General features: G+C 68.7%; 11 protein-coding genes. 6 read left to right on the forward strand and 5 right to left on the reverse strand.

Translation table 11 applies throughout. The features are described from left to right. Positions 1–75: 75 nt before the first annotated feature. Positions 76–1,728, reverse strand: a complete 1,653-nt coding sequence (locus tag MXD61_RS15685) for a carboxylesterase family protein (protein ID WP_308222764.1) — start codon at positions 1,726–1,728, stop codon at positions 76–78. Positions 1,729–2,315: 587 nt separating this feature from the next. Here MXD61_RS15685 and MXD61_RS15690 point away from each other — a divergent pair. Further along, complete coding sequence (locus tag MXD61_RS15690) at positions 2,316–3,332, forward strand: serine protease (RefSeq protein WP_248813979.1); 1,017 nt, start codon at positions 2,316–2,318, stop codon at positions 3,330–3,332. Between the two features lie 16 nt (positions 3,333–3,348). On the opposite strand, the gene MXD61_RS15695 is transcribed toward MXD61_RS15690, so the two are convergent. Next, positions 3,349–3,843, reverse strand: a complete 495-nt coding sequence (locus tag MXD61_RS15695) for a hypothetical protein (RefSeq protein WP_248813981.1) — start codon at positions 3,841–3,843, stop codon at positions 3,349–3,351. A gap of 3 nt (positions 3,844–3,846) precedes the next feature. Here MXD61_RS15695 and MXD61_RS15700 point away from each other — a divergent pair, with 3 nt between their 5' ends. After that, complete coding sequence (locus MXD61_RS15700) at positions 3,847–4,452, forward strand: serine protease (protein WP_248813983.1); 606 nt, start codon at positions 3,847–3,849, stop codon at positions 4,450–4,452. A gap of 385 nt (positions 4,453–4,837) precedes the next feature. Here MXD61_RS15700 and MXD61_RS15705 read toward each other — a convergent pair whose 3' ends face one another. Then, positions 4,838–5,245: a hypothetical protein gene (locus MXD61_RS15705; RefSeq protein ID WP_248813984.1), complete on the reverse strand. Its 408-nt coding sequence runs from the start codon at positions 5,243–5,245 to the stop codon at positions 4,838–4,840. Then, positions 5,242–6,135, reverse strand: a complete 894-nt coding sequence (locus MXD61_RS15710; RefSeq protein WP_248813985.1) for a hypothetical protein — start codon at positions 6,133–6,135, stop codon at positions 5,242–5,244. Before MXD61_RS15710 ends, MXD61_RS15705 begins: the two co-directional genes overlap by 4 nt. A gap of 524 nt (positions 6,136–6,659) precedes the next feature. Between MXD61_RS15710 and MXD61_RS15715 the strand changes: the two genes are divergently transcribed. From MXD61_RS15715 to MXD61_RS15730, 4 genes are all read left to right on the forward strand, one after another. Further along, positions 6,660–8,183 (forward strand): catalase, encoded by a 1,524-nt coding sequence (locus tag MXD61_RS15715; protein ID WP_248813986.1) that lies wholly within the window; start codon positions 6,660–6,662, stop codon positions 8,181–8,183. Between the two features lie 1,120 nt (positions 8,184–9,303). After that, positions 9,304–10,527, forward strand: a complete 1,224-nt coding sequence (locus tag MXD61_RS15720; protein WP_248813987.1) for an ABC transporter substrate-binding protein — start codon at positions 9,304–9,306, stop codon at positions 10,525–10,527. Between the two features lie 389 nt (positions 10,528–10,916). Next, positions 10,917–11,759 (forward strand): mycofactocin-coupled SDR family oxidoreductase, encoded by an 843-nt coding sequence (locus MXD61_RS15725; RefSeq protein ID WP_248813989.1) that lies wholly within the window; start codon positions 10,917–10,919, stop codon positions 11,757–11,759. Positions 11,760–11,806: 47 nt separating this feature from the next. Further along, positions 11,807–13,294, forward strand: a complete 1,488-nt coding sequence (locus MXD61_RS15730; RefSeq protein WP_248813991.1) for a class I adenylate-forming enzyme family protein — start codon at positions 11,807–11,809, stop codon at positions 13,292–13,294. 87 nt (positions 13,295–13,381) lie between these two features. Here the strand turns inward: MXD61_RS15730 and MXD61_RS15735 are convergent, their stop codons facing one another. Continuing rightward, entirely contained in the window at positions 13,382–13,804 is a 423-nt protein-coding gene (locus MXD61_RS15735) for a molybdopterin-binding protein (RefSeq protein WP_248813993.1), read from the reverse strand. Between the last annotated feature and the right edge of the window lie 19 nt (positions 13,805–13,823).

Here is a 13,823-nt window from a genome sequence, read left to right on the forward strand (position 1 = left end):
GCCCTCGGCGGGCGGCCGTCGGGCGTCGGTGGTCGGTGGTCGGTGGTCGGTGGTCGGTGGTCGGTGGTCGGTGGGTCAGCGGGGGAGGGACTGCCAGAAGGCGCAGTGGTGTTCGGCGGCGAGGTCGACGGTGTGGATGCCGGTGGGAGCCAGTTGGAGGGTCGGGCCGGTGGTGTTGGTGAGCCGCGGCCAGGTGGGCTGGCCCACGGCGGTGGGAGTGCCGGTGCGGGCGAAGCTCGCCCAGTAGTCGATCATGGCGTTGGCCAGGGTGGTCTGCGCGTCGGAGCCGAGGTGGTTGTGGCCACCCAGGTCGAACAGGTACGGAAGGTCGGTGGCGTGGGCGGCGCCGGGATCGAAGTCCGGCGATCCGACGCCGTTGATGTCGGTGGGGTGCGGATCGGCGAACTCGGCGCTGAACACCGTGGAACCGTGCCGGGCCAGGTCGGCGTTTCCCGCGAGCATCGGGCACATCCAGGACCCGTCCGTGATCACCGTCGACCAGGCGATCGCGGCGCTGGGAAAACGCGCCAGCGGGTACTGGGCCGCGACCCGGCCGGCGTTCGCGCCGAACGCCGTCGCCAGGTCCTGCGGGTACGACGCGGCGGTGTAGGTGGGCTTCAGCTTCTCCACCCCGCCGACGAAGGCGCGCTGTTCGTCCCGGTTGCCGCTGGAAAGCACCGCGACATCGATGTTGTGCCCGTCGGCGATGGCCTTCGCCGGGTCCAGTGGCAACAGGGGCGTGCCGTAGGCGAGCACGTCCGAGAACAGGGAGGTGACCTTCGACAGATCCCCGGTGGACGCCCGCCGCAGACATGCCAGCGCCGAAGCGCCGGCACCGGTTCCCGCACCACGCGCGTCCGCGCAACCGAGGGTGCCGGCCTGGCTGAGGCCGAACCGCTCACCGTCGGCGAGGCTGACGAACGGGGTCTGCGCCGGTGTGCCGGGGAGCAGCCCACCCTGCGGCCAGTGGACCCGGCACGCGCCGCCGGAGGACATCGCGACCCGGTTGACCAGTCCTTTTCCGGCTGGGGAGGTGAGCAGCGCGCAGGCGCTCATCGCACCGGCCGATTCGCCGAACACGGTGATGGAGTTCGGGTCGCCGCCGAAGGCCTCGGCGTTCTGTTTCGTCCAGCGGGTCGCGAGAACCTGGTCGGCGAGGCCGAAGGTGCCGCTGCCCGCGAGACCCGGCAACGACAGGTAGCCGAACACGCCCAGCCGGTAGTTCACCGTCACGACCATCACATGCCCGCGGGTCGCGAGTCGGGCCGCGTCGTACGCCGAACCGGAGCCGCCGGTGAATCCGCCGCCGTGCCACCACACCATCACCGGCAGTTTCTCGCCGTGCTGCCTCGTCGCCGGGGTCGTGATGTTGAGGAACAGGCAGTCCTCGGACGGAGCCGCCGCACCCGCAGCGCCGGGTGCCGGACCGGCTTGGGGGCAGCTCGCCCCGGCCCGGGTCGCCTCCACGGTGCCGGTCTGCTTCGGCGCGGGCACCGGCGTCGTCCACCGTCGCGCCCCTGTCGGGGGCTGCGCGTACCGGACGCCGAGGAACTGCCGTACCTGCCCTGTCGCCATGCCCTGGAGCCGTCCACTGGAGGTGTCGGCGGTCAGCGGTGCCGGCTCGCCCGCGGCCAGGCCCGTCGTGGACGACGGCAGGGACGCCGACCCGCCCGAGCCGGCCGACCCGTCGCCGTCCCCGCCCGCACCGCATCCCGCCGAGAGCCCCACCAGGGCCACCGCCAGCGCGGCGGCCAGCGCCCCGCGGACACAAACCCTTCGTGACCGTCGTCGGACGCAGAACTGAGCTGGATGCCGCCGCACGCGCTTCCTTCCCTCGGTCGTCATGTTCCGGGCCGTCAGCTCCCGGGTCGTCCCGCCCACGGTGGGCACGCGGCGGCCGAACGCCGTCGCCGGTCTGCCCGTCGCCCGTCGCCCGTCGCCTCGGCGGCTGTCGCTGACGCAGACCTACCCAGACGTCGTCCGGTCAGTCCGGATATCGCCGTGGTCAGGCTGGTTACCACCCATCCTGGCGGAGCCGATCACCGGCCGGTGCGCGTCCGGCGGGATCGGGTATTTCTGCTCGGCGATGCACCGTTGCTTCGTACGTAGGCGGATGGTTGGAAACAGGTCGACCCGAGCGGCTATCTTCCCGGCGGCTTCGAGCCCTTTCGTCCGGGCCATCTCGGGCGGGCGTGTCGCATCTGCGGACCACCGTGACGCCGGTAGCCCAGCCACGCGTTCCATACGGATGCGACTTTGTTTCACCATGGCAACCCAAGGTATTTGTGGAGCCGCATGCGCCGGGTCGGAGAAAAATGCGAAGTGCAAAACTTCTCGGTCTTTGTGTCATCGTCGGGGTGGGTCTGGCCGGTGCGCCGGCCGCGGTGGCGGACACCAGCACCGCCGGGTCCCCCTCGATCTCGCTGTCATCCGACGGAAAGGTGCTGACCGCGGCACTGGCCTCGACGCGATTCCAGCAGGACGCGGCCCTCGACGCCTGGACACCCGCCGAGTTCGAGACGGCGGTCGCGATCGAGGGCGCGACGACCCCGGCGGACGCCGGTGCGCCGACACCACCCGAGGTCACGACGCCCGCCGCCGGGCGACCTGGTGACCTGGTGACCACCCGGCTGTACGGGCCCTGGCCGCAGCACAACATGTCCCGCGACACGGTCGGGCGTCTGTTCATCCGTGACCCGGCGACGAGGGTCAGGGCCTGGTACACCGCCACGGTGGTGACCAGCCCGGGTCGCAACCTCCTCGTGACGGCGGCGCACTGCCTGTTCGGCCAGAAGGACGCGCAGATGGTGTTCGTGCCCGGCTACGACCATGGTCGCGCACCGTTCGGTCTCTGGCCGGTGGTCTCCTGGTCACGCCTCGCCGCGTTCGCCGACAGCGGCCCGTCCCACTTCGACATCGGTTTCGCCACGGTCGGGAACATGTACGGCCACGAGATCGCCGACCTGGTCGGCAGCCAGGGGATCTCCTTCGGTCAGGGCCGGCACCAGTTCGTGACCGTGCTCGGCTACGACCGCCAGGACGCCGGCAGCCCCCTCAGGTACTGCTCCGGCTGGACCGTGAACGGAGTACTGCTGTCCGAATCGCGGTCCACCGCGCTGATCTGCCGTCTCGTCCAGGGTTCCAGTGGCGGGCCACGCTACTCGACGCTCGATGACCGGACCGGCGCCGGAACAATATTCTCGATCAACAGTTTCGGAGTGACGGTGTATTTCGAGGACGGGAGTACCGACCGGAACGAGTACTTCTGGGGCACGTATCTGGGTGACGAGGCCTATCGGCTCTACGCGTCGGTGGCGGTGGTGGCGCCGTGACGAACACCGGGTCGCGTCACCCCCGATTCGCCGGCCTGCGCAGAGGGACGACATCCGTGCTGGCGGTGATGTTCACCACCGCCGGCTTCCTGGTCGGCGCGGGCGGCGGGGCCCCGGCCATCGCCACGGCGCGGACGTCGGAGTCGGCGCCGGTTCCGTCGCCGGAGCACACCCAGACCGACAGCCCCACCCAGGTCGAGCGGTACTGGACGCCGGAGCGGATGGCCGCGGCGTCCCGCGTCCAGGTCTCCGACGCCGCCAGCGGCGGTCCCGGCGAGCCGACCGCCGCGGCCGACGCCAACGATCGGCTGGTCACCGCGTCGCCGTCCACCGACCCGGACCCGAGCGAGCCGGTCACCACGACCGTTGGTCGTGCCTGGGACGGCGCCGGCAGCACCGGCGAGCACAACGACGCCACCGGCACGGTCGTCAGCACCACCGGGTCGCGTTCCTCACCACCGACGAGGGCGACCGGTGGTGTGCGGCGAGCGCTCTGGCCAGCGCCAACCACGACGTGGTCGTCACCACCGCCGACTGCGTCCGCGCCTCGGGCCCCACCGGCGCCTTCTACCAGAACTGGGCGTTCGCACCCGGATTCCACGACGGTCAGACGCCGTACGGGATCTGGCCCGCCCGCGGCCTTCAGGTGACCCCGGGATGGACCGAAGCGGAGAACGCGGCCCAGGACGTCGGCTTCGCCATCCTGAACCCCCTGGACGGCCACCATCTCACCGACGTCGTCGGCGACCAGACCCCGTGGTTCCGGGGCGACCCGTTCCCCGAACCGCCGTCCCTGACCGTCTACTCGTTCGGCTACCTCGACGGCCAGGCGACGGACGACCAGGAGGCGGCGGACGACCAGGCGAGGGCGATCGGCCTCGGCTACTGCTCGGGTGCCACGACAAACGACGGGATGGGCGAGGACCTTCGGGTCATCAGCTGCTACCGCGGTGGTAACACGACCGGTGGCCCGTGGTTTCGCAACTTCGACCGGGACACCGGTCGTGGCCACCTGTTCTGCGTGAGCAACTGGATTCCCGCGGACGATCCGTACTCGATCCGCTGCGCCCCGCTCGGCCAGTCCGCCAAGCGGATATACGAATCCGCCCAGGAAAGCTGACACGCCGCGGCACGCAGCCGTGCACTCCCACCGTGACCGGGCCCGGTGGGAGTGCACGGGATTTTCCTGCGGCACCTGAGAAATGCCTGTACCGTGACGAGCGGTCCACTTGTACGGCGATCGGGGACGCGGCGCGGGATGTCCTTTGGCATGGTCTGCAGCATGGCGTCAGTCAAGCCAGCCTCTCGCAGCAGCGAGCCTGGAAATCCTCACTGTGATCTTTCTGGTTGGCCGGTTTTCGCCAGTGTGGAGTCCTGAGAAATACCGCCCTCGATGCGCTGGCGGGCTTCGATCTTCGGGTGGCAACACACTGGGCCCGAGGTGAGGCGTGCGGCGAGGATGGCGAGGCTGAGGTGCTCGGCAGGGGGCCTGTCGAGCGGGTGTCTCACCGCTGTTGGCTGGACTCGATTCTTTCCTGGAGTACGTCCTGGGCGGCGCTGATCTGCTCGTCCGTGGGAGCCGTGAAGGTGTGGCCCCGACCGCGGATGTGGGTCAGAAGCTCCGCTTGTGGCCCGATGTCGTAGGAATCGAGATAATAGATGACCGCGTCGTTCCAGACCCATGAGCCGTCGGTGCGAAAGCTCATCGGAACGACATCGCCCTTACCGGTATCGGTGACATCCCGCGTGAACCCGGTGGTACGGAGGAGGAGCTCGCCAGCACTCAGATATGCCAGTATCCGGGACTTCTCGACGGAATCTTTCACCCGTTCGTGGCTCTCGAAGCTGGGGAGGCCGTCAATGGTCGTGAAAACTCGAGCAATTCTCGGCCGGGTCGGCTTCGGTGTCATCATGTCTCCTCGGCCGGTCGAAAAATTTTCCAGAGTCCATCATAAGGAATTTTGGGAACGGGGAGGCCCTCGTCGTCCAACACGCTTGAGCTCACTACTGTCTCTCCGGTTGTTTGTCTGACCCAGACAACCTCGGTCGGAGCTAACACGTCGACCCCAAGCTCGTTGGCCAGCTCCTGTGCAACGGGACGGTCACCCTGCCCGGTCCGACAGGAAAGCAGCCGCACCGGCTGGTGATCCCAGTGGGCGTCGGCGAGGACCAGCCGCCCGAGATCGTGAGCGTTCAGTTTCTCGCTGCCCACCAGGAACGAGGACGGATTGCCGTGCAGGTCCACGGTGAAGTAGCCCGGTTCCGGAGCTACTCGGAGGGCCGATGTGATGGCGGAGTCCGCTCGGTCGAAGAACGCCCTGCCCGCCGGAGTCCGCTGGCTTGCTGTATAGAGGGCCGCGAGTCGGCTGTCAAGCTTCTCCAACCCGTCCGGTAGGACTGTGCGCTCGGCCGCTGTCGACTGTCCGTCCTCGGCTCTCTGGCCATCCTGAGCTTCCGGCTCGTCCTGAACTTCGTTGCGGGTGGTGGCGGGTATGGGCGCCTCGTCGCGTGTTTCCGCCCGGTTCCGGGCGTCCCGTGAACGTTGCTGGAGGAGGTCAAGCTTTGCGTGGATAAGGCTGTGGCTGGTACCAGGAGTGTGGCGAGGATCCGGCGGCCCGGCGTCGCGGCTCTCCGTTGTGAAGGAGGCGGACTCGGGGGGCGATGGCCCGGGAGCGGTTTCGGACTCCGAGGTTTCTTTCCCGCCGAGGACGAGACGTTCGAGGGCGGCCATCTTTGCCTCGATGGAGCGCGGGGGTGAGCCGCGACTGGCGATCGCCGGGGGATCGGGATGGTCGGTGTCCATGTCAGGGAGATCACGTGCCATAGAAGCTCACCGGGCCAGTATCGTCACGCTCAGGACCAGATGCGAGTTAATCCGGAAATATTGCGGTGCGGCAAGACCGACATTTTTGTGACCTGGGCTTCCGGCGTAGAGCAAGCTTCGCGACCGCATCATCTGGTCATGATGGCCTTGCTCTTCTTTCCGTCAGGTGTATCGCCCAGGTTGTATGTGGCTTGCAGGTGCACGTGCATAATGGCGGGCACTGCCTGTCCTGAAGCGCGATTGCGCTCCCTGACGCAACCGCTTTCACTGCGGCGTCGCTGGGTGTCTGGCGGTCGTGCCGCTTCTGGGCGAGGAGGAGGACGGACGCGAACCGATCACATCCGGCGTCTGTGCGCCGTGGATCCGGCGGAGGCAGTGCTTCGGGGGAGCCGGTCCGGGTTGGGGTGTGTGTGCGGGCCGAGGGCGGGTACGCGGAGGGCTAGGGAGCGGGGGCACAGGGTCAACCTGGGAAGTGTGGATGACAGCAGGATGAGGAGTGCACGGTGACCATCAGGGAGCGTCGTCCGACGACCACAGACGCGGGGATCCCCGTCGCCAGTGATGAGCACTCGCTGAGCGTCGGGCCAGACGGGCCGTTGCTGCTGCAGGATCATTATCTGATCGAGCAGATGGCGAACTTCAACCGGGAGCGGATACCGGAGCGCCAGCCGCATGCCAAGGGGGGTGGGGCGTTCGGTTCGTTCGAGGTGACGGCGGACGTGAGTCCGTTCACCCGAGCCGCCGTGTTCCAGCCCGGGGCGAAGACCGATGTGCTGATCCGGTTCTCCACCGTGGCGGGGGAGCGGGGCAGCCCCGACACGTGGCGGGACCCGCGTGGCTTCGCGGTGAAGTTCTACACGTCCGAGGGCAATCTGGACATCGTCGGCAACAACACGCCGGTGTTCTTCATCAAGGACCCGATGAAGTTCCAGCACTTCATCCGGTCGCAGAAGCGCCGCAGCGACAACAACCTGCGTGACCATGACATGCAGTGGGACTTCTGGACGCTCTCACCGGAATCCGCCCACCAGGTCACCTGGCTGATGGGGGACCGCGGTATCCCGCGGACCTGGCGGCACATGAACGGCTACTCCAGCCACACCTACATGTGGATCAACGCCGCCGGCGAGCGGTTCTGGGTGAAGTACCACTTCAAGACCGATCAGGGCATCGAGACCTTCACCCAGGACGAGGCCGACCAGATGGCCTCGATCGACACCGACTACCACCAGCGTGACCTGTACGAGCACATCCGCGACGGCGAGTTCCCGAGCTGGACGCTCAGGATGCAGATCATGCCGTTCGAGGACGCGAAGACCTACCGGATCAACCCGTTCGACCTGACGAAGGTCTGGCCGCATGCGGACTATCCGCTGCGCGAGGTCGGCCGGCTCACCCTCGACCGCAACGTCACCGACTACCACACCGAGATGGAGCAGGCCGCGTTCGAACCGAACAACATCGTGGCCGGCACCGGTCTGTCGCCGGACAAGATGCTGCTCGCCCGCGGCTTCAGCTACTCCGACGCCCACCGGCACCGTCTTGGCGTGAACTACAAGCAGATCCCGGTGAACTCGGCGAAGGTGCCCGTCCACAGCTACTCCAAGGACGGCGCGATGCGGGTGCAGAACGTCTCCGACCCGGTGTACGCGCCGAACTCCTACGGCGGCCCGGCCGCCCGGCCGGAACTCACCGACGACGGTGGGCTGTGGTACGCCGACGGTGAGATGGTCCGCGCCGCCTACACCCAGCGTCCGGATGACGACGACTGGTCGCAGGCCGGCACGCTGGTGCGGGAGGTGCTCGACGAGGCGGCGCGCGCCCGGTTGGTCGAGAACATCGTCGGTCATCTGCTCAACGGGGTGAGCGAGCCGATCCTGCACCGGGCGTTCGACTACTGGCGCAACGTCGACAAGGACCTCGGCGACCACGTCGAGGAGGGTGTCCGCGCCAAGCAGTCCGAGCTCGACCCGAAGGCGTCGAAGCAGGCCAACCCGGCCCGCTCCAGCGCCCAGGCCAAGGCCTGAGCCGCTGTTCCAGCATCCAGGCCCAAAAGGGCCTGAGCGGCTGACACCCTGACGGCCCTGACACCCTGACGCCGAGGATCCCGGGAGCGCGCGGGCACGACTCGTCCGCGCGCTCCCGGGCGGCGAGGGTCAGTACCCGAACAGGATCCCTCCTGCGGACCCGTGGGGTCGGCAGCGCCCAGGTGATCGCCCGCCCGATGACGACGCTCTCGGCCAGGGCCGGTCGCCGAGAGGACGCCTGCCGCCGACCCCCGCGCGAGCGCGCCAGCGCGGCCAGGCCACGCACCGACCTCGGTGAGAACGATCCTGCCCCTGCGTGCTCGACACTCCACATAGCCGACGCCCTGGCCTGGCGCTGTCCTGCGCGCGAGCTTCCCGGGCGGCAAGGTTGCTCTGTGTAAAGAGTGCGTGCCGTGTCGTAGAGGTGTGGACGTCCCGGTGGATGGGATTCGTCCGGCGGCGAGTCTCTTGCGAACTTCACTTGCGAACGGCGTTAAGTTAGGCAATAGTCTGGCACATCGCATGGAGGTGGGCGTCACACCAGGCGCCCCACGTCGACGGGGGGCGCCTGCACCATGGGCAGGCCCGCACTCCGCTCCCGGACCCGGGCATGTCGATCGACGGAACCGTTCTGACCGCGGCGGCTCGCATGCGGTGTGCGGAGAGGGGCGCATGCGCATGACCTGGGGCGACTCCGGATAGTTCACATCTTCGCCCGGCCAGAACAGGCCGGGGCGTCATCAGCCCCGGCGGCCGGCGTGGTAGCCACGGGTGCGGTCGTGCCAGTGGCTCGCGGGTCGCTGGCTCAGGGCTCGTCCCACATCGGTACTTCCCTGGCGGGCCGCCATGAGCGGTGCGTCGACGGTGGGATATCCGCCGTTCCTGACGTAGGCCTGCGCGATCACGGGTCAAGGGGTGAACCGCAGGGAGCCCGCGGTCGCCCACAGTCCACTGAAGTCACTCTAAGTAATTTTTTGTCGCTTTTTGTAGTTCTGCTCTGGGCGCGCCATGGGAGCGCGGCCCGGGACGACACCACGGAGGTACACCAGATATGCAGCGGGAAACGTCCGGGGTGGGCGGGTGGCGTAGCCGCTCGGTCCGCTCCACGAGCCTTGCGGCGGTGTCGACGCTCAGCGCGCTCGTCCTGCTCGCCGCCGGCTGTGGCAGCAGTGGCAGTGACGACACGAGCAGCACCTCGGGTTCGGGTGGGACGTCGACCGCCAACGCGGCGACGGTGTTAGGCCCGGTCAACAAGGCCGCTGGCGCTCCGGTCAAGATCGGCCTGATCTCGGATGGCAAGGGGCCGTCCTCGGACACGTCGATCGAGGGGCCCGTCACCGAAGCCACGGTGAAGTACCTCAACGAGCACAAGGGCGGCATCGCCGGCCGGCCGATCCAGCTTGTCAGGTGCGAGACGCAGAACGACGCGGCCAAGGCCACCGACTGCGGTAACCAGATGGTCGAGGAGAAGGTGGCGGCGGTCGTCGTCGGGCAGTCGTCGGTCGCCGACGCGGCCTGGCAGCCCGTGCACGCCGCGCACGTCCCCTTCTTCGTCTATGCGGCGAACACCGCGTCGCTGCTGACGGACCCGACCTCGACCTTCTCGCTCGGCGACCCGACCGCGCAGGTGCGCGCGGCCGTGGACCTCGCCAAGTCGAACGGTCTGAAGAAGGTCACGGCGATCGTCATCGACGTGCCGCCGGCACTCGGATCGTTCAAGGCCGACGGGCCGAAGATCGCCAGTGAGGCCGGGGTCCAGCTCACCCTGCTGCCCGTCCCGCTGGGCACCGCGGACATGTCCCCGCAGCTGCAGAAGCTCGCCGGTAGCGACTCCGCCGCGTTCATCCTGGGCAGCGAGGGATTCTGCATCGCCGCGCTCAACGGGCTGCGCACGGTCGGCTTCACCGGGCCGGTCGGGGCCATCGGGATCTGTGCCTCCGACGCGATCCGCAAGGCGGTCACCGGTGGGCTGAAGGGCACGTCCATCGTCGGCACCGTGCCGTTCGGGACGGACAACCCCTCGACCCGGCTCTACGACGCGGTCCTCAGCACGTACGGCAAGTCGGTCGACCCGAACTCGGTGACCGGTCTGAGCATGTTCATGACCTTCTCCGGCTTCCAGACGGCGGTCGCGGGCCTCAAGGGCGACGTCACCCCCGCCGCGGTCACCTCCGCGATCAGGAGCATGCCGGAGTCGGAGCTGCCCGGTAGCGGCGGCCAGAAGTTCCAGTGCAGCGGCAAGCTCGAGCCGAACTACCCGGCGGTCTGCCTGCGTGGCGCCCTGACCACCAAGCTTGACGACAAGGGCAAGCCGACCGACTACAAGGTGCTCGCCACCTCCTGACCGTGGGCCGCCGACCCCGGCGGCTGGCGGCCAGTGTCACAGGCAGAGTGTCACAGGCAGTAGGGGCGGAAGGTCGGCGGGCGTCACCGCCGACCTTCCGCCCCGTGCGTGTGGGGATGCCAAGGAACGTCAGGAAAAGTTGCCCGCCAAAATGTGATCTGAAATTATCCTCGCGAACCACCTGTACGTGATTGACAGTAGTTGACGTAGCACCCTGGGTGGGATGGTAGCGCGAGGCGCGTCGATCAGTTGCGCAGCGTGTCTACCCTTCGCCCTCGCGGGCCTCTGGCGGGGCTGTGCGGCGGCGGCCCTGTCGAGGCGACGTGCAGGCAATCCTGTCCGGGCACCGTCTGTGCCCAAGGGCCGTATGGCAAGGAAGGCGCGTGCACATGTCGAGGGATGGCCGGCTGGCAGGAAAGGTCGCTTACATCACGGGGGCCGCTCGCGGCCAGGGCCGGTCGCACGCGGTGACGCTGGCGCGGGCTGGGGCGGACATCGTGGCGATCGACCTCGCCGCCCAGATCGACAGCATCAAGTACAAGCTCGCGTCCAAGGAGGATCTGGACGAGACGGTCGCGCTGGTCGAGGCCGAGGGCGGGCGCTGCCTGCCGATCGTCGCCGACGTGCGGGACATCGACGCCCTCGACCGCGCGGCCAAGCAGACGATCGCCGAGTTCGGCCGGCTCGACATCGTGCTCGCCAACGCCGGCATCATGCACATCTCCACGGCGGACGAGTCGCTCGAGACCGCCTCGCACAACTGGGGTGACGCGGTCGGCGTCATGCTGACCGGGGTGTTCAACACGATCCGGGTCACCTACCCGCTGATGATCGAGGCGGGTAACGGCGGTTCGATCGTCGTCACCAGCTCCACCGCCGGCCTGTCCGGCATGCTCGACGGCACCGGCGGCATCGCCGGCTACAACGCCGCCAAGCACGGCGTCGTCGGCCTGGTCCGCGGCTACGCGAAGTACCTCGGCAAGCACAGCATCCGGGTCAACTCGGTGCACCCGATGGGCGTGGCCACCCCGATGGTCATCAACCCCGAGTTCGAGGAGTTCTACAACAGCGGCGAGAACGCCACGGTCGTGTCGATCTCCCCTCGGCTGCTGCCGATCAACATCCTGCAGTCGCAGGACGTGAGCAACGCGATCGCCTGGCTCGTCTCCGACGACGCCCGCGCCGTCACCGGGATCACCCTGCCGGTCGACGCCGGTGTCACCACTCCCTGACTCGTCCCACAGATCTGATCGTCTGAACACATGTGGAGGACGTGACAGTGACCGTCGACCAAGGGGGCGCGTCAGCCGACGCCCCGCTGTCGCTGCCGGCGAAGCTGCGGCAGCTCGCCGCCGAGCGGCCGGATGCCATCGGGCTGCGGTTCATCGCCCTGGACGGTAGTGAGCCCGCGTTCAGCTACGCCGAGCTGAACCGGCGCTCGTCCCAGCTCGCCGCCGCGCTCGCCGAACGGGGCGTGGTCACCGGCGATGTGGTCGCACTCGGGCTGCGCAACTCCCCGCAGCTGGTGCTGGCGGCGCTGGCGACCTGGAAGCTCGGTGCCACCCCGGTACCGGTGCGCTGGGACGTACCCGACTGGGAACTCGAGCGGGTCAGGGAAGCGATCAACGGACGGGTGTTCCTCGGTGCGGCCGATCTCGGCTGGATCGACGAGACCGAGAACGCCCCGGTACCGGACCTGCCCGACCAGATCTCCCCACGGGTGCAGGGCATCTGCAGCAGCGGTTCGACCGGCAACCCGAAGATCATCGTCATGGAGCGGCCCGCGGTCTACCGCGAGGTGGTGACCACGCCGTTCATCGCGGCGTGGGGGGTCACCGTGCCGCGGCCGGAGACGATCCTCGTGCCGGCGCCGATGTACCACGCCAACGGTTTCGCGCCCCTGCAGCACCTGTTCGCCGGCGACCAGCTGGTGGTGCTGGAGAAGTTCGACGCGGCCCGGGTCGTCGACGTCATCGAGCGCTACCGCGTCTCGACGTTCACCGCGACGCCGACGATGCTGCAGCGGATCGCCGCGCTGCCCGACATCGACGACCGTGACCTGACCAGCATCCAGTGGATCATCCAGGGTGCGGCGCTCATGCCGCGCACGCTCATGCACCGGTGGATCGGGCTGATCGGGCCCGAGAAGATCGTCTCGATCTACGGGATGACCGAGGCACTCGGCCTCACCGCGCTGCGTGGCGACGAGTGGCTCGAGCACCAGGGCAGCGTCGGACGCGGCCTCGGCGACACCGAGATGCGCGTGCTGGGGCCGGACGGCGAGGTGCTGCCGCTCGGCGAGATCGGCGACATCTACCTGCGTAGTGCCACATCCCCCGCCTACACCTATGTCGGCGACGCACCGCGCCTGCCCAGCACACCGGACGGCTTCGCCAGCGCCGGCGACCTCGGCTACCTCGACGCCGACGGCTACCTCTACCTGGTCGACCGTCGGGTCGACATGATCGTCACCGGTGGGGCGAACGTGTTCCCCGCCGAGGTGGAAGCCGCGATCATCGACCATCCCGGCGTCTCGGACGTGGTGGTCGTCGGCCTGCGCGACGAAAGCTGGGGCCGTCGCGTCCACGCGATCATCGCGCCGACCGACGCGGCCGCCCCGCCGAGCACCGAGGAGATCCGCACCTTCACCAGGAGCCGTCTCGCCGCCTACAAGGTGCCGAAGACGGTCGAGGTGGTCGACGCGATCCCCCGCAGCGAGGCGACCAAGGTCAACCGCGGCGCCCTCGTGAAGGCCCGCGGCGGCTGATCAGCGCCCCGCCCACCGGCAGGCGGAAACCCGGTGGGCGGGGGCGGCTGTCGGCCGCTGTGGATCACTGTCGGCCTGGGAGTCGTCTCAGACGGTGTTCAGGGCGACCTCGGTGGACTTGACCAGCGCGGTCACCGCGGAACCGGCGGCGAGCTGAAGGTCGAGCACCGAGGCCAGCGTGATCGCCGAGGTGAGTTCGCCGCCGCCGTCGAGGGTGACCCGCGCGACCGACATGGCGTTGCCCGACTCGACGCTTGCCACCGTGCCGCGCAGCTGGTTGCGGATGCTCAGCCCCGACACGTCCCCGGTGGCCAGGGCCACCTCGTTGGACTTCACCAGCACCTCGACCGGTGCGCCGGGCTTGAGCCCGAGGTCCTGAACGGCCGCGCCCGTGACCGCCGCGGTGACCGTCTGACCGCCGGCGAGCGTGACGGTCACGGTGCTCATCACCGCCCCTTCGGTGATGTCGGCGACGGTGCCGGGCAGCTGGTTACGGATGCTCAGGCTCATTGTGATGCTCCATTCCCTG

Origin of the sequence: Frankia sp. AgPm24 (assembly GCF_023243055.1) — a bacterium.
Classification (GTDB): Bacteria; Actinomycetota; Actinomycetes; order Frankiales; family Frankiaceae; genus Frankia; species Frankia umida.

Coding starts and splice junctions, on each gene's coding strand:
- MXD61_RS15690 (WP_248813979.1), top strand. CDS start 2,316: ATGCGAAGTGCAAAACTTCTCGGTCTTTGTGTCATCGTCGGGGTGGGT.
- MXD61_RS15705 (WP_248813984.1), bottom strand. CDS start 5,245: ATGATGACACCGAAGCCGACCCGGCCGAGAATTGCTCGAGTTTTCACG.
- MXD61_RS15710 (WP_248813985.1), bottom strand. CDS start 6,135: ATGGACACCGACCATCCCGATCCCCCGGCGATCGCCAGTCGCGGCTCA.
- MXD61_RS15725 (WP_248813989.1), top strand. CDS start 10,917: ATGTCGAGGGATGGCCGGCTGGCAGGAAAGGTCGCTTACATCACGGGG.
- MXD61_RS15735 (WP_248813993.1), bottom strand. CDS start 13,804: ATGAGCCTGAGCATCCGTAACCAGCTGCCCGGCACCGTCGCCGACATC.